Origin of the sequence: Vibrio halioticoli NBRC 102217 (genome assembly GCF_000496695.1) — a bacterium.
Lineage (GTDB): Bacteria > Pseudomonadota > Gammaproteobacteria > Enterobacterales > Vibrionaceae > Vibrio > Vibrio halioticoli.
This window is the reverse complement of sequence record NZ_BAUJ01000071.1, coordinates 1-15,477: the sequence shown is the minus strand read 5'-3', so window position 1 is coordinate 15,477 and position 15,477 is coordinate 1. Positions and strand designations below refer to the sequence as shown.

The window sequence follows — 15,477 nt, the reverse complement described above, 5'->3', positions numbered from 1 at the left end:
AACAAGCTAGAATGACCAGTTACTTAGTACGATTGGTATTACTCAGGTTAATACTTACCAATGACAACATCAGGTCAGATAACCTCAATTATAAATACATGAGTCATAGCATAGGAGTTGCAATGTTTTCTGTAGACCCGGTTAACCACGCGTTAGACGAACAAATTAGTCACATCATTGATCAAAAAACCAAACCATTAGGCGCTCTAGGGCAACTAGAAACACTTGCTGCGCAAATTGCCAGAGTGCAAGCCGTTGGTAAAGATAGCCTTGCTAGACTCACCATCACCAAGCCTGCCATGCTGGTGTTTGCTGCCGACCATGGTATTGCTGAATATGGTGTATCTATCGCGCCAAGCGCTGTCACCACGCAGATGGTGTACAACTTTGTCGCAGGTGGCGCGGCCATCAATGTATTTAGTCGTCAGGTAGGTTTTAATCTGGAAGTGATTGATTGCGGTATTTTAGAGCCGCTTGCCGATCCGACTGGAGTAACAGAACAACGCTTAGGTGCAGGTACCGCCCCTATTCATCTTGCGCCAGCAATGAGCCTTACCCAAGTTGAACAAGGCTTTAATTACGCGACCGAGCTGGTTCAGCGCCATCATCAATCAGGTTGTAATTTAATTGCGCTAGGCGAAATGGGGATCGGTAATACCTCGTCAGCTGCGGCAATAATGTCGGCACTGTTAGATATAGAAGTAAGCCAATGTGTTGGACGCGGCACTGGAATCGACGATAAAACCTTACAGTTAAAAACCAAACTGCTTAATGAAGCACTTACGTTGCACCGCCAGCAATTAACCTCTCCTATGCAGGTTTTAGCGCATGTTGGCGGATTCGAAATTGTACAAATGACTGGAGCAATCCTCGCCGCCGCAGAAAGAAAAATGTTGGTTGTCGTAGATGGCTTTATTGCTACTTCGGCCGCATTAGTTGCTGTTGAGTTATACCCAGAAGTTCGTGACTATCTTATTTTTGCTCACCAATCGAATGAAAGCGGCCATAAGTTAATGCTAGCGCATTTACAGGCAACGCCTCTGCTACACCTAGATTTAAGATTGGGTGAAGGCACAGGTGGCGCATTAGCGTTACCGTTAATTCAAGCTGCGACTAATTTTTATAATGATATGGCCAGCTTTGGTGATGCAGGAGTTAGCAACATCACCTAAAAGTTACACCCATAAAAAAGACTAAACGACAGCAAGCACCCCTGCATTTGCTGTCAGTTTTAGGCTTACATTATGTTGAGCATACCGCAATCTTGTATTGCTCAACGCCGTTAATGTGCAGCTTATGTCTATATAAGCTGCTGTAAATCAGTTCAGAAAAAGGAACCCGAATGTCGGTAATCTCAAATAAATATCGCCAGCTAAATCTACTACTGGTCGCCGTCAGTTTTTTCACTCGAGTTCCAGTACCGCATTGGGTTGACTACGGAGAAGATCACTTAAACCGTGCCAGTCGTTATTTTGGTGCGGTCGGTGTGTTAGTGGGTGGCGTAAGTGCCTTGGTGTTTTATTTAGCCCAACTTAGCTTACCGGCTTCAGTGGCGATTATCCTTGCCATGATCGCTAGCGCATTACTTACTGGATGTTTTCATGAAGATGGTTTGGCTGACACCGCAGATGGTTTAGGTGGCGGTTGGAGCGTAGAGAAAAAACTCTCCATCATGAAAGACTCTCGTCTTGGCACTTATGGCGCATTGACGCTCATGCTGGGCCTATTTTTAAAATGGCAATTGCTGGTTGAGCTTTCGGTATTCGGGCCTGCGGCAGTATGCAGCATATTGGTTTGTAGCCATGTATTAAGTCGCGTGGTCGCATCTAGTATGATTTTTAGTGAAAAATACGTACAAGATACCGATGCCAGTAAAGTAAAACCCTTAGCCAATGAGCAACAGCCAAAAGATCTATACATTCTACTGTTTACAGGCTGTTTAGCCTTATTTGGCTTCCACGGCATGCTCGCGCTGACTTTAGTCATCAGTTTGTTTTGTGTTCGATACGCTCTTTGCCTATTCTTCAAACGACAAATTGGTGGTTACACTGGTGACACGCTCGGTGCAACGCAACAGATAACTGAAATTATCTGCTACATCATCATTTTAAGCGTCGGATTTAGTTAATGATTCAATTAGTTATTGGTGGTGCTCGTAGCGGTAAAAGCCGCTACGGTGAGGCTAGAGTTGCCGAGTTTTCAGCCGAGGGACAAGAGTGTATTTACTTAGCCACTGCCCTTGCCTTTGACCAAGAAATGCGAGAACGAATTAAACGCCATCAACTTGATCGTAGCCATGCCCGTCAAGTAGCTAATCAAACAGCCAGCCAAACAACCGACCAAGCTAGCCCACCAGTAAATTGGCAACTGATTGAACAACCACTGTATGTGGCAGAATCCCTACTCACTCTTGATAAACCCAATCAAACCATCTTCATCGATTGCTTAACCTTATACCTCACTCAGCATCTCTGTCGTGATGCTGAGCAAATCAATTTTGTCGAACCTCCATTATCAGCCCCTCTAGTACACACTTCACATGACTCAGCTTATCCAAGCTTAAGTAGCCACTGGCAAGAGCAAAAACAACGCCTATTAGAGGTGCTACCTAAGCTACAAAGCAATGTCATATTGATCAGTAATGAAGTAGGTTCAGGGATAGTGCCTATGGGCGAACTAAGTCGTGAATTTGTCGATGAAGCAGGCTGGTTAAATCAAGCGGTGGCGGCGATTGCCGATGGGGTCACCTTAGTTGTAGCAGGCATTCCAATGACACTAAAAGGACAATAACAAAACCTAATGAGTAAATTACATTCCGCTAAAAATCCACCGCAGATTCGCGGTTCTTTGATGGTGCAAGGCACAACCTCAGATGCAGGTAAAAGTACCTTAGTGGCAGGTCTGTGCCGTTTGTTTACTCGTTTAAACTACAATGTTGCTCCTTTTAAACCGCAAAACATGGCGTTAAATAGCGCCGTCACCATCGACGGTGGCGAAATAGGTCGCGCGCAAGCATTGCAGGCCATTGCTTGCCATTTGCCTCTGCATACCGACTTTAATCCGGTGCTGCTCAAACCCAGTTCTGACACTGGTTCACAGGTAATAATCCAAGGAAAAGCGCTAACCACTTTAGAAGCCAAATCTTTTTTCGGCCCTGAAAGTGAAGATTACAAATCCAAAGCAATGGCGGCCGTCATGGATTCTTATGCGCGCCTACAACAGCAATATGACATGGTGTTAATTGAAGGTGCAGGTAGCCCAGCCGAGATTAATTTACGTCAAGGCGACATCGCCAACATGGGCTTTGCCGAAAAAGCAGATTGCCCCGTCATCATCATTGCCGACATTGATAAAGGCGGTGTATTTGCCCACCTTGTAGGCACCATTGCGCTATTGAGTGAATCTGAACAAGCCCGAGTAAAAGGCTTCGTGATCAATCGATTTAGAGGTGATATTAGCTTATTGCAATCAGGCATTGATTGGCTTGAAGAGTATACCCAAAAACCAGTATTAGGCGTGTTGCCCTATTTACACGATTTACATCTGGATGCCGAAGATGCCTTAATTGATGACGAAATTAATCAAACAGAGCTCCACAATAACAACACGCTTAACGTGCTTGTGTTGGTCTTCCCTCGCATCAGCAATCACACCGACTTTGATCCTTTGCGCTTACATCCTCAAGTCAACTTCCGCTATATCACTTTAAACGATGATATCGAACAAGCCATTCAAGGTACCGATCTGATTATTGTTCCGGGCAGTAAAAATGTCCGTGCCGATTTAGCCTTTATGAAAGAGCAAGGCTGGGATGAAGCCATCAACCGTCATTTACGCTACGGCGGTAAAGTCATGGGGATTTGTGGTGGCTATCAAATGCTAGGACAAGAAATTGATGATCCCGATGGTATCGAAGATATCGCAGGCTGTTCACAAGGTTTAGGATTATTGCCCGCCTACACTCAGCTAAAAGCTGACAAAACCTTATCCCAAGTTCAGGGCGAACTACAGATTGGTGCTGATAAAGTACCTTTCCAAGGCTATGAAATTCACTGTGGTGAAACCATACAACGAGACGACTCAAACTTACTCACAGAGCTTGCTCCGATTAGCTTTGAGTCAGGAATCACGGATGGAATGCTCAGCGCAGATCAGCGCATTTTAGCCACCTACGTACACGGCATATTTGATTCGCCACAAGCCTGTCAATTACTGCTGAAATGGGCCGGGTTAAAACAAGCCCAAACCCTAGACATTAACCTCATTCGAGAACAGCAACTAGAACGCTTAGCGGATATTTTAGAAGAGCACTTAGATATGGATAAATTAAGTCGCTTGATTCAATAAAATTTATTGGGTCACTCGCCAACAAATCAAAGAGCCAATAACCACCATCACTACCCCTTGCCAAAAGCTCGCCGATAACGCGACCCCGAGAATGATTGAGGAAAACAAAGTCGAAAAAATAGGGGTAAAGTACGACAAAGTAGCAAGCAACAACATGTTGCCCTGCATTATGCCACTGTTCCACAAACCATAACCGCTAGCCATAATGACCGCAGCGAGCAATAAGTAAAAGGTCGATTCGAGATTAAACGACAATGCAGGCTCACTAGAAAATGCATAGCGAATCCATAACACGCTTGCCGTCATAGCAAAGAATAAAGTAATCGCGTTTTTACCCTGCGACAGTCGTTTCGTAATGTTGCAATAAATAGCCCATAAAAACGCACCAATTAAAGCCATCGCATAAGTGGCAGGATTGCTTTGTACATTCTGCGCCAGTTGCGAAACCGATAAAGATTGATCGCCCGTTATCGCCCATGCCACACCAATAAATGCCAACGCCACACTAGGATACACCCAAGGGTTGGTTTTCTTACTACTGCTTATTACTGCAATCAAAACCGTTAACGCAGGCCATAAATAATTAATTACGGCCATATCTAGCGCTTGTTGTCGGCTATTTGCCATCCCTATCGCTAAAGACAAGCACACTTCATACGCGGCAAATAAACCACCCGCCACCAGCACATATCGTTTAGATAAGGTTTTTAGTTGTGGGCTTCCAACGACACAAATCAACACTAGCGTCGCCACAGTGTAGATACTAGCCGCGCCGCCAATAGGCCCTAACAGCTCTGCCACCTTACGGGCAATGCCAATAACACAGCTCCACAACAAAATGGCGGAAATACCGTATAGGGTGTATTTATGTGCTTGCAAAATTCATCCTCATTATTTGAGTCAGTATCTTAATCAATATTGATACGACTGCCAGCATAAATCACCAAGCATAAAAAAGGCCTGCATGTATGTGCAGACCTTATTAATGGGGATAGCTAAATTAATGTGCTAGAGAGCGATTCAACAACGTTCTTTTGGCTTTATTTAAGTAATGACGCAACATCAACAACGCTAACACCACCGCCGATGAAATGCTTAACCAATGCGGTAGCACTTCATGTTCACCAGCACTTAGCGGTTGCACAGAAAACCCATACGCTGAAACCAGATAGTCCGTAGCCAAACCAAACACTATCGCAGTCCCGACAACGCCGACCACGTAGGCAAATAAAGAACGCTTACCTAGCTCTTTTCCTACCACACCTAACGTCGCAATATTGGTTGCAGGCCCCGCCAACATGAACACCAGTACCGCGCCAGGACTGATGCCGGACATTAATAAGCCAGCGGCAATCGGCGTGGATGCTGTAGCGCAAATATACATAGGCACACTAATAACCACCATTAACAGCATGCTCCAAATGGTGCCGCCCCACTGTGCTAGAAAATCAGTTTCTATATAGGTTTCAATTAATGCTGCAAAAAACAAACCGATTAATAGCCAAGTGCTGATGTCTTTAACTAGGTCAGTTGCCGCAAAGCTCATTCCTGATTTCAATTTACCTAGCGCTGATGAAGAAGCTGGCGACTTAGAACAGCAAGCGCTTTGCTGTGTTGAACAACAAGATGACGTAGCAGGTTTAGGCTCTACTGGCTTAGGTTTAGAAGAGCAACACGATGTTTGCGTTGTAGAGCAACAAGACGATACTGCTGGCTCAGCCTTTACTTGTTCAGATTTAGCAGAACAACATGATGACGTGCTAGAGGTCGATACTTTCGCAACTTTTGGCTTTATCGCATTCACCGCAAAGCCTGCACCTTTATTTGCCACAGGCTTTAAATTACTTGCGCTCAAGGTCGGTTTTACTTTATCAGCATGCTGATCTTCTTTACCTACCAATAACCCCGCCACAATAGCACTGCAAATAGCCGCGATAGGGCGAATGATCGCCATAAACGGCCCTAATAACGCATAAGAAACCGATACAGAATCAATGCCCGTTTCAGGTGTTGCCACCAAAAATGAAGTGGTTGCGCTTTTCGATGCACCGCTACGACGTAAACCAAGAGCGGCAGGAATCACGCCACATGAACAAAGTGGTAAAGGTGCGCCAATAAACGCCGCTTTAATTGTCGTCTTCGCTCCCTTGCCCCCTAAATGCTTAGCCAGCAAATCAGTAGGAACCCACTCTTTTAACAGACCTGCCACCAATAAGCCCAATAGCATCCAAAAGCCGGACTCGATAAACAAATCAATAAAGTTATTTAATAAACTCACTTCGCTTCCTCATTTACATCACAATCAGCGCTGTCTAGCGCCTCTAAGATACAACAGTGAGTGGCTGGCTCGTCGCCACCACAACAAGATGCGCTCAACTTACTTAGTGAGCTTTGAAAAACTTGCAGCTCTTTAATCTTCTCTTCTACGTTAGCCAGTTTAAGATCCACAATGTCTTTGGCTTCATGGCAACTGTAACTGTCACGATCAATTTGAATAGAGAGCAAATCGGCTATTTCGGTTAAGGTAAAACCAATTTTCTTAGCGCGTATGATAAAGCCCAGTCTATTGGCATCTAATGCGGTATAGACTCGATAGCCACTGGCATTGCGCGAGCTTGGCTTTAAGATGCCGTGCTTTTCATAAAAGCGTAATGTGTCTGGCTTGATATCAAATAACTTTGCCAGTTCGCCTATTTTATACATCCCTTTCTCACCAATTTTCCGATTAACTCTATAAGTATAAACCTTAGATGTAACTCCAAGGTCAAGCAAAGACTGCATCATTATTTGCAATAATGTTTAAGTTATTTTTTCTTCACTCTGAGCGCCAATAACGGCAAAGAGACAGTTTTTTGACAATAAAATGCAAATGCCAAACGATTGCGCGAGCTTTTTAGTAAATTATTCGATAAAATACGCGCCATTCAAATTGATGAATTTTTACTCGCGAAAGGTTTTTGTCAAAGTGGTTTAACAGTCTTCATCCAGACTCGACTTTAACAAACATCTTTTCATCCAACTTGATTCCAAAATCAGCAGTGGTTATGAAGATGCACCCTGTAATCAAAATTATGATTCAGAGCTTCTTTTTACTCTGTCGATAGCGGATACATTTAAGTACTTGAGGAATATGGAAGCATGAGTAACGCTCACCCAATTCGCCGCGCTCTTATCAGCGTATCTGATAAAACTGGCATCGTAGAATTTGCTAAAGCCCTAGCTGAACGCAATGTTGAACTTCTTTCAACTGGTGGCACCGCTCGCCTGCTTGCTGAGCAAGGCCTAGCTGTGACTGAAGTGTCTGACTATACTGGCTTCCCAGAAATGATGGACGGTCGTGTTAAGACCCTTCACCCAAAAGTACACGGTGGTGTACTGGGTCGTCGTGGCCAAGATGATGACATCATGGAAAAACACGGTATCAACCCTATCGATATGGTTGTCGTAAACCTATACCCATTTGCTGAAACAGTAGCAAAAGAAGGTTGTACTCTGGCTGACGCTGTTGAGAACATCGATATCGGCGGTCCAACAATGGTTCGTTCTGCGGCTAAAAACCACAAAGACGTGACTATCGTAGTAAACGCTCACGATTACGAGCGCGTGATTACTGAAATGGACGCAAACGACAAGTCTCTTACTCTAGAAACTCGTTTCGACCTAGCTATCGCGGCCTTTGAGCACACCGCTTCTTACGACGGCATGATCGCAAACTACTTCGGCACTATGGTTCCATCTTACGGTGAGAACAAAGAAGGTGACCAAGAGTCTAAATTCCCTCGTACGTTCAACCAACAGTTCGAGAAGAAACAAGACATGCGTTACGGTGAGAACAGCCACCAAGCAGCCGCATTCTATGTCGAAGCAAACCCTGAAGAAGCATCGGTTTCTACCGCGCGTCAGATTCAAGGTAAAGCACTTTCTTACAACAACATTGCAGATACTGACTCTGCACTTGAGTGTGTGAAAGAATTCGACCAACCTGCATGTGTGATTGTTAAGCACGCTAACCCTTGTGGTGTAGCACTAGGCGAAAACATCCTAGAAGCTTATGACCGTGCATTCAAAACAGACCCAACATCTGCATTTGGTGGCATTATTGCCTTCAACCGCGAACTTGATGCAGCGACTGCAACCGCAATCACTGAGCGCCAATTTGTTGAAGTGATCATTGCTCCTTCTGTTTCTGCTGAAGCAGTAGAAATTGTAGCGGCTAAGAAAAACCTACGCCTTCTAGAGTGTGGTGAGTGGACAACTAAGACAACTGGCTTTGACGTGAAACGCGTTAACGGTGGCTTGTTGGTGCAAGACCGCGACCAAGGCATGGTGTCTGAAGCTGACCTTAAAGTGGTATCAAAACGCCAGCCAACGGCTGAAGAGCTAAAAGATGCACTGTTCTGCTGGAAAGTAGCAAAATACGTGAAATCTAACGCGATTGTTTACTCGAAAGGTGACATGACTATCGGTGTCGGCGCAGGCCAAATGAGCCGCGTTTACTCTGCGAAAATCGCAGGTATTAAAGCGGCTGACGAAGGCCTACAAGTTGAAGGTTGCGTAATGGCATCAGATGCATTCTTCCCATTCCGCGACGGTATCGACGCGGCGGCAGAAGCTGGCATTAAATGTGTTATCCAACCGGGTGGCTCTATGCGTGACCAAGAAGTTATCGATGCTGCTGACGAACACGGCATGGCGATGATCTTCACGGGTATGCGTCACTTCCGTCACTAATTGTTCTGAGTTTTCTAGACGATTAGCAATGTAATTAAAATTAGCCTCTCAGATTTGAGAGGCTTTTAAGAATTTAAAAGTTGAGGATTAAACATGAACGTATTAATCATCGGTGCTGGCGGTCGTGAGCACGCTCTAGGCTGGAAAGCCGCGCAAAACCCAAATGTTGAAACTGTTTTTGTTGCACCAGGTAATGCTGGTACAGCGCTAGAACCAAAACTTGAAAACGTAAACATTGGCGTTGAAGATATCGCAGCTTTAGTGGCTTTTGCCAAAGAAAAAAGCATCGAGCTAACTATCGTTGGCCCAGAAGCACCATTGGTTATCGGTGTGGTTGATGCCTTCCGCGAAGCCGGTCTTCCTATCTTTGGCCCAACTCAAGCGGCTGCTCAGCTTGAAGGTTCAAAAGCGTTCACTAAAGATTTCCTAGCTCGCCATAAGATCCCTACAGGTTCTTACGCCAACTTCACTGAAATTGAACCAGCACTTGCTTACGTACGTGAGCAAGGCGCACCAATCGTAGTGAAAGCTGACGGACTTGCAGCAGGTAAAGGCGTTATCGTTGCGATGACTCTTACTGAAGCTGAAGACGCAATCAAAGACATGCTAGCGGGTAATGCCTTTGGCGATGCCGGTAGCCGCGTTGTTATCGAAGAGTTCCTAGAAGGCGAAGAAGCAAGCTTCATCGTTATGGTTGATGGCTCTAGCGTACTGCCTATGGCTACTAGCCAAGACCACAAACGCGTGGGTGATAAGGACACAGGTCCTAACACTGGCGGTATGGGCGCTTACTCTCCAGCGCCAGTAGTAACTCCAGAAATCCACAACCGCATTCTTGAAGAAGTGATCTACCCTACCGTGCGCGGTATGGATGCAGAAGGCGCTCCTTACACAGGTTTCCTATACGCAGGTCTAATGATTGATGCTGACGGTACACCAAAAGTAATCGAGTACAACTGCCGCTTTGGTGACCCAGAAACTCAACCTATCATGATGCGTATGGAATCGGATCTTGTTGAACTTTGCCTAATGGCAATCGACGAGAAACTGGATGAAGCCGAATCTAAATGGGACCCTCGCGCGTCTATCGGTGTGGTTCTTGCCGCTGGCGGATACCCAGCTGACTACGCAAAAGGCGATGTTATTTCTCTACCTAGCACTGAAGTTGAAGGTCAAAAGATCTTCCATGCAGGTACGGCAAACAACGAAGCAGGCGATGTAGTGACTAACGGCGGACGCGTACTTTGTGCTACAGCGCTAGGTAACAGCGTTTCTGAAGCTCAACAGCGCGCTTACGAGCTAACTAAACAAGTCTCTTGGGATGGCATGTTCCATCGCAACGATATTGGCTACCGCGCGATTGCTCGCGAACAGCAAAAATAGTCTAGCCACGCTAAAACGACAAAAGCCACTTCATTGAAGTGGCTTTTTTAATAAATGATGCTTTGTCATCAAGGGGATGAGAAAACGAGTAGCACTAACGACTAACTCTTAAAATTAGGCTTTTCGATACAATCCACATTGCCGTGTTTCAGTATCAGCAATTTATCCACTACGATTTTTTTGCTTTGGTACTCACCCACAAATGCAGCAAAGTTTTCTTCGTCTTTTAAGCGGTTAATCACTACCGTAGGTAATTTTTCTTTCAATTCAATATTGTTGAATGCACGGCCTTCACAAGTCATAAAGACTCCGCGCTCCCAGTAACCTTGAATCAATTCGACCCCTTGTTTTTGTTGCACCTTACCGGTACTCACCAAATCGTTAGCTTGTTGTTTCACTTCATCGATTTGGGTTTTATCCATTGGGATGACTTTGCCGTTAAGACGTAAGCGCTGATATACCGCCTCGCCATTACCACTAAAGCGCAATGTCATTTGATAAGGAACGAGTTTGTCTGTGCTTGTGAGTCTTTCACCGGTGCGGATAATTTCTTGGAGATTATTATCGCCCCAAACATAATGACTTTTATACCAAGTCTTATCTTTGAAAGTCACACTATCTGAGCTGGTCTCTGGAGAATTGACGCGTTGAGTTAACCAGTACAGGGCTGTTTTTGAATCGTCAGCATAACCGCCTGAATATTCAGTAAGTGAACTTGCTTGACGCAATGGAGTTGTAGCAGAAGAGCAACCCGCTAGGGTTAAAATAGCTAAAGCAGAAGTAATGAGGTGTTTCATAAAAAATACGCCGAGCGATGACACTCGGCGTATTTTACATTAATTAACTGAATCTTTCAGTGCTTTCCCTGCTGTAAATGCAGGAACATTTGCCGCTGCAATTTGAATCTCTTCACCAGTCTTAGGGTTACGACCAGTGCGTGCGTTACGATGAGATACTTTAAATGTACCAAAACCAATTAGTTGAACTTGGTCGCCTTCTTTAAGAGCACCAGTTACGCCTTCTAAAGTCGCTTCAAGAGCTGCTTTTGCTTGAGCTTTTGACAAATCTGCTTTTTCTGCAATTGCATCGATTAATTGGGTCTTGTTCATTAGGGTTTCCCTTCTAAAATGTTTGAGAACAAAGCCACTCTAAATCATAAAGGCTCCATCTGGCAAAGGGTTGCAGGCGATCTTTAGGTTCAAGCGAACACTTTTTGACTCATTCTGCAATTCAACTCACAAATTCACCACCATCATTTGGCTCGATGCTTGTATTTTCAACACTTAGCACCTACTTACAAACTATCCATTGTTGATAATAGCGAACCACCGCATAATCAACTTGTTTAATAAATAATCACTTAAGGTTCTATGTTACTTCTTACAATTTATGTTTCTATCGCCATTGGCGTTTCATTTATCTGCTCAGTGTTAGAGGCTGTTCTGCTGAGTATTTCGCCAAGCTACATTGCGCAATTGAGACAACAAGGTCACCCGGCCGCGAACCGATTAACCAAACTAAAATCCGATATCGATCGCCCACTAGCTTCTATTCTTACCCTAAATACCATTGCGCACACTATAGGTGCGGCGAGCGCAGGTGCTCAAGCCTCCATCGTGTTTGGCAGTGAATGGCTTGGTGTTTTCTCTGCGGTACTGACTTTGGGTATTTTAGTGCTCTCTGAGATTGTGCCAAAAACCATAGGCGCAACTTACTGGCGTCAACTGGCCCCTATCTCGGCAAATATTTTAAATTGGATGGTTTGGGGCCTGAGACCCTTCGTCTGGTTTTCTGAGCAAATCACAAAACGTCTGTCGCGTGGCAATGTTGAACCTAAGCTACGTGATGAAATGTCCGCAATGGCAATTTTGGCAGAAGAGTCGGATGAGTTTGGTGAAGACGAAACGCGTATTCTAAACAACTTACTTAACCTGCCAAATGTGTCCGTAACCAAAGCCATGACCCCAAGACCGGTAGTGTTTCGTGTTAATGCCGCTCTTTCTATTAATGAGTTTTTAGACAAGCACCAAGAAACGCCATTTTCCCGACCTTTGGTGTATGTGGAGCAAAAGGACAACATTTGTGGCTTTGTGCATCGCTTAGAGTTATTCAAACTACAACAGCAAAATAAAGGCACTGAACTTTTGGGTAATGTAATGCGCCCTATTCATGTATTTTTGAATAACAGCACTTTGCCTAAAGTCTTCGCCAATATGTTGGCGCAAAGGCTGCACATTGCGCTAGTGGTTGATGAGTACGGCACAGTGCAAGGCATTGTAACCTTGGAAGACATTTTTGAGTTTTTATTGGGACAAGAAATTGTCGATGAGGCCGATAAAAACCGCGACATGCAGCAGGTGGCTCACGACCGCTGGGAGCAATGGACCAAAAAGCATGGCGTAATCATCAACAATGATGACGAAGAACCGAACCCAGAGACAAGCAAAGAGCAGTCCAACTCAGTACACTCTGATTCGAAAGAGAAATAAACTCAATAACAAAAACGGGAGCCTAATTAGGCTCCCGTTTTTGTTGGATACTTTTGAACAGGCAGCTTAAAGCTGTACACCGATATTGCTGATGCCATCATCACGCAGTTCAGCGCGTAAATCTTTGATCAGTTCAATATTACGTTCGGTGCATTCACGCAATGGACGCGCAATGGCCCACTGCACATCCCACTCTTCACAAACGGCTTCATTTTGTTTTTGGTTGTCGTTAGTAATTTCGTCACTGCCTTGCGCCACTTCAAGATCGGCCACTGTCATCACAGACTGCTGACTGATGTTTTGTACCGCTTCGGGTAGCAAGTCACGATCTAATAGCGCATGAATGAGCTCAGCAAGCCCCATACAAGCATCAATTGCAGGGTAAACACCGTAAAACTCAAACTCATCAGCGTTAGGGACCAGTTCTTCAAGCTTCTCTAATTGGCGCTCAAAGTTTACTTTGGCACTCTTTACGGTAAGCAATTCCCAAATGCTATCGAGAATATCTCGGTAGATTCGTGCCTCGGCAAATTCCGTTGTTTGACAAAACATGGCATAGTTTGGGTACATACGTTCACACAAACTGACCATAAAAGTGATTTGTTGCCAAGGTTCTAGTTTCTCAATACGAACCTGAAGAGGATTCTGTAACATAACGACTCACAATTGTGGGAAAACAGCAAAAGTGTACTTGATAACACCCAAATAACAAAGAAACAGGGACTGGCTTTCGATGAAAACTGCTACTCAATACCTTTATGTCTTGTCTAAAAACAAGTCTGAGTATCTAGAATTACTCAAAAATGCTGATTTACCACAATTGGAAATCACCGAAGATCTTTCATTAGCCAACATTCTATTGGCCTCCCCACCAATGGCGGCCAAGATCATTGACCAATGTCCCAAGCTAGAATGGGTGCAATCCATCTACGCCGGTGTCGACCCCCTCACTCAGCAACCGCCGCGTGACGACTACCTGTTAACTAACGTGAAAGGCATATTCGGCCAACCGATAAGTGAATACGTACTGGGTTACTCTATCGCCCATTTTCGCCACTTTGATATTTACCAACAGCAACAACAACAGCAGTTGTGGCAACCTCATCCTTATGTGTGCTTAAACGAGAAAACATTGGTGATATTAGGTACAGGCTCTATCGGTACGCATCTTTCAGTCGCCGCCAAAGCCTTTGGATTAACCACTATTGGGGTGAACTCTAGCGGAAGAACACCAAGCGAGGGACAGTTTGATCAAATACTGCCAATTGCGGAGTTGCATCACGCCTTGAGCTTGGCGGATATTGTGGTATCAGTATTGCCAAAAACAGCGCAAACCAAACAAGTGCTCAATAAAGAGAGTTTAAGCCACTGTAAACAAGCCTTGTTATTTAACGTCGGGCGCGGAGATGCCATTGACGCGCAAGGGTTACTCAGCGCTTTAGAGGAAGGCCACCTAGAGCATGCCTTTTTAGATGTGTTTGTAAACGAACCCATTTCTCAGCAATGCCCTTATTGGCAAAACCCAAAAGTTACCGTGACTCCGCACAATGCGGCGCACAGTTTTCCGTCTCAGGTAATGGGGCTGTTTAAAGACAATTATCAGCGTTGGCTCGAAGGTAAACCTTTGCTGGCTATGGTTGATTTTAATAAGGGTTACTAAAACGAAAAAACGCCACGATTGTGGCGTTTTTCATTATATCTTTGTTTTTATTACAGTGCGCTTTAAGCGAAAACTTACACGCCGTATTGCGCGCGGTAAGCTTTTACTGATTCAAGTTGCTCAGCATTATCACCCTTCTCTTCTAGGAAGGTAATAAGGTCAGTTAGGCTGACAATAGAGATGATTGAACAGTTAAAATCACGTTCAACTTCTTGGATAGCCGAAAGCTCACCTTTGCCTTTTTCTTGACGATCAATCGCGACTAATACGCCAGCTAGATCAGCGCCGTTGGCTTGGATGATTTCCATAGATTCACGGATAGCAGTACCTGCGGTGATCACATCGTCCACCAGCATAATGCGACCTTCTAGTGGGCTACCGACAAGGTTGCCACCTTCGCCGTGATCTTTAGCTTCTTTACGGTTAAAGCAGTATGGCTTATCGGTATCATGATGATCTGCTAGTGCTACCGCAGTCGTTGTAGCAATTGGGATGCCTTTGTACGCAGGGCCAAATAGCACATCGTAATCAATGGCAGAATCAGCCAAAGCAGCAGCGTAAAAACGGCCTAAACGTGCCAAATCACAACCAGTGTTAAACAGGCCAGCGTTAAAGAAGTAAGGGCTAGTACGGCCCGATTTTAGAGTAAACTCTCCAAACTTAAGAACTTGTTTCTCAAGTGCAAACTCAATAAATTCACGCTGGTATGCTTTCATTCTTTTCTCTCTTATTAGGGTCTAAATATTTCTATACTTAGTGTTATTGATATTAATGAACACATCTCCAAATGGAGATAATACCAATCGTACTAAATAACTGGTCATTCTAGCTTGTTAAAATGTTCGATAACGGCGTTAGAATTTTTGA

General features: G+C 44.6%; 15 protein-coding genes. 8 read left to right on the top strand and 7 right to left on the bottom strand.

Annotated elements, in window-relative coordinates; translation table 11 throughout:
• The first annotated feature begins 122 nt into the window (after positions 1 to 122).
• The 4 genes from cobT (at position 123) to VHA01S_RS16465 (ending at position 4,347) form a co-directional block, all read left to right on the top strand.
• Positions 123 to 1,172, top strand: coding sequence for a nicotinate-nucleotide--dimethylbenzimidazole phosphoribosyltransferase (gene cobT, locus VHA01S_RS16480; protein ID WP_023405474.1), 1,050 nt, complete (start codon positions 123 to 125; stop codon positions 1,170 to 1,172).
• Positions 1,173 to 1,342: 170 nt separating this feature from the next.
• Entirely contained in the window at positions 1,343 to 2,128 is a 786-nt protein-coding gene (locus VHA01S_RS16475) for an adenosylcobinamide-GDP ribazoletransferase (protein ID WP_023405473.1), read from the top strand.
• Positions 2,128 to 2,790: a bifunctional adenosylcobinamide kinase/adenosylcobinamide-phosphate guanylyltransferase gene (locus VHA01S_RS16470; protein WP_023405472.1), complete on the top strand. Its 663-nt coding sequence runs from the start codon at positions 2,128 to 2,130 to the stop codon at positions 2,788 to 2,790. Before VHA01S_RS16475 ends, VHA01S_RS16470 begins: the two co-directional genes overlap by 1 nt.
• Before the next feature lie 9 nt (positions 2,791 to 2,799).
• Complete coding sequence (locus tag VHA01S_RS16465; protein WP_023405471.1) at positions 2,800 to 4,347, top strand: cobyric acid synthase; 1,548 nt, start codon at positions 2,800 to 2,802, stop codon at positions 4,345 to 4,347.
• A 3-nt stretch (positions 4,348 to 4,350) separates the two neighbouring features.
• Here VHA01S_RS16465 and yddG read toward each other — a convergent pair whose 3' ends face one another.
• From yddG to zntR, 3 genes are all read right to left on the bottom strand, one after another.
• A complete protein-coding gene (yddG, locus tag VHA01S_RS16460) occupies positions 4,351 to 5,229 on the bottom strand; it encodes an aromatic amino acid DMT transporter YddG (protein WP_039971241.1) in 879 nt (292 codons plus the stop codon).
• 118 nt (positions 5,230 to 5,347) lie between these two features.
• Complete coding sequence (locus tag VHA01S_RS16455) at positions 5,348 to 6,625, bottom strand: SO_0444 family Cu/Zn efflux transporter (RefSeq protein ID WP_023405469.1); 1,278 nt, start codon at positions 6,623 to 6,625, stop codon at positions 5,348 to 5,350.
• Positions 6,622 to 7,050: a Zn(2+)-responsive transcriptional regulator gene (gene zntR, locus VHA01S_RS16450; protein WP_023405468.1), complete on the bottom strand. Its 429-nt coding sequence runs from the start codon at positions 7,048 to 7,050 to the stop codon at positions 6,622 to 6,624. Before zntR ends, VHA01S_RS16455 begins: the two co-directional genes overlap by 4 nt.
• A gap of 435 nt (positions 7,051 to 7,485) precedes the next feature.
• Between zntR and purH the strand changes: the two genes are divergently transcribed.
• Entirely contained in the window at positions 7,486 to 9,078 is a 1,593-nt protein-coding gene (gene purH / locus VHA01S_RS16445) for a bifunctional phosphoribosylaminoimidazolecarboxamide formyltransferase/IMP cyclohydrolase (protein ID WP_023405467.1), read from the top strand.
• Between the two features lie 93 nt (positions 9,079 to 9,171).
• Positions 9,172 to 10,461, top strand: coding sequence for a phosphoribosylamine--glycine ligase (gene purD / locus VHA01S_RS16440; protein WP_021714635.1), 1,290 nt, complete (start codon positions 9,172 to 9,174; stop codon positions 10,459 to 10,461).
• A 101-nt stretch (positions 10,462 to 10,562) separates the two neighbouring features.
• Here the strand turns inward: purD and VHA01S_RS16435 are convergent, their stop codons facing one another.
• Together VHA01S_RS16435 and hbs are read right to left on the bottom strand one after the other, a co-directional pair.
• Positions 10,563 to 11,258, bottom strand: a complete 696-nt coding sequence (locus tag VHA01S_RS16435) for a DUF1481 domain-containing protein (RefSeq protein ID WP_023405466.1) — start codon at positions 11,256 to 11,258, stop codon at positions 10,563 to 10,565.
• A gap of 39 nt (positions 11,259 to 11,297) precedes the next feature.
• Positions 11,298 to 11,570 (bottom strand): non-specific DNA-binding protein Hbs, encoded by a 273-nt coding sequence (hbs, locus tag VHA01S_RS16430; protein WP_021714637.1) that lies wholly within the window; start codon positions 11,568 to 11,570, stop codon positions 11,298 to 11,300.
• A gap of 261 nt (positions 11,571 to 11,831) precedes the next feature.
• Here hbs and VHA01S_RS16425 point away from each other — a divergent pair, with 261 nt between their 5' ends.
• A complete protein-coding gene (locus VHA01S_RS16425; protein WP_023405465.1) occupies positions 11,832 to 12,950 on the top strand; it encodes a CNNM domain-containing protein in 1,119 nt (372 codons plus the stop codon).
• 66 nt (positions 12,951 to 13,016) lie between these two features.
• Here VHA01S_RS16425 and VHA01S_RS16420 read toward each other — a convergent pair whose 3' ends face one another.
• Positions 13,017 to 13,604 (bottom strand): YjaG family protein, encoded by a 588-nt coding sequence (locus VHA01S_RS16420; RefSeq protein ID WP_023405464.1) that lies wholly within the window; start codon positions 13,602 to 13,604, stop codon positions 13,017 to 13,019.
• 79 nt (positions 13,605 to 13,683) lie between these two features.
• On the opposite strand from VHA01S_RS16420, the gene VHA01S_RS16415 reads away from it, so the two are divergent.
• Positions 13,684 to 14,610: a D-2-hydroxyacid dehydrogenase gene (locus VHA01S_RS16415; protein WP_023405463.1), complete on the top strand. Its 927-nt coding sequence runs from the start codon at positions 13,684 to 13,686 to the stop codon at positions 14,608 to 14,610.
• A 74-nt stretch (positions 14,611 to 14,684) separates the two neighbouring features.
• On the opposite strand, the gene pyrE is transcribed toward VHA01S_RS16415, so the two are convergent.
• A complete protein-coding gene (pyrE, locus tag VHA01S_RS16410) occupies positions 14,685 to 15,326 on the bottom strand; it encodes an orotate phosphoribosyltransferase (RefSeq protein WP_023405462.1) in 642 nt (213 codons plus the stop codon).
• Positions 15,327 to 15,477 lie beyond the last annotated feature (151 nt).

Coding starts and splice junctions, on each gene's coding strand:
- cobT (WP_023405474.1), top strand. CDS start 123: ATGTTTTCTGTAGACCCGGTTAACCACGCGTTAGACGAACAAATTAGT.
- VHA01S_RS16470 (WP_023405472.1), top strand. CDS start 2,128: ATGATTCAATTAGTTATTGGTGGTGCTCGTAGCGGTAAAAGCCGCTAC.
- purD (WP_021714635.1), top strand. CDS start 9,172: ATGAACGTATTAATCATCGGTGCTGGCGGTCGTGAGCACGCTCTAGGC.
- pyrE (WP_023405462.1), bottom strand. CDS start 15,326: ATGAAAGCATACCAGCGTGAATTTATTGAGTTTGCACTTGAGAAACAA.
- VHA01S_RS16420 (WP_023405464.1), bottom strand. CDS start 13,604: ATGTTACAGAATCCTCTTCAGGTTCGTATTGAGAAACTAGAACCTTGG.
- VHA01S_RS16435 (WP_023405466.1), bottom strand. CDS start 11,258: ATGAAACACCTCATTACTTCTGCTTTAGCTATTTTAACCCTAGCGGGT.
- purH (WP_023405467.1), top strand. CDS start 7,486: ATGAGTAACGCTCACCCAATTCGCCGCGCTCTTATCAGCGTATCTGAT.
- zntR (WP_023405468.1), bottom strand. CDS start 7,050: ATGTATAAAATAGGCGAACTGGCAAAGTTATTTGATATCAAGCCAGAC.
- VHA01S_RS16475 (WP_023405473.1), top strand. CDS start 1,343: ATGTCGGTAATCTCAAATAAATATCGCCAGCTAAATCTACTACTGGTC.
- VHA01S_RS16425 (WP_023405465.1), top strand. CDS start 11,832: ATGTTACTTCTTACAATTTATGTTTCTATCGCCATTGGCGTTTCATTT.
- VHA01S_RS16415 (WP_023405463.1), top strand. CDS start 13,684: ATGAAAACTGCTACTCAATACCTTTATGTCTTGTCTAAAAACAAGTCT.
- hbs (WP_021714637.1), bottom strand. CDS start 11,570: ATGAACAAGACCCAATTAATCGATGCAATTGCAGAAAAAGCAGATTTG.
- VHA01S_RS16465 (WP_023405471.1), top strand. CDS start 2,800: ATGAGTAAATTACATTCCGCTAAAAATCCACCGCAGATTCGCGGTTCT.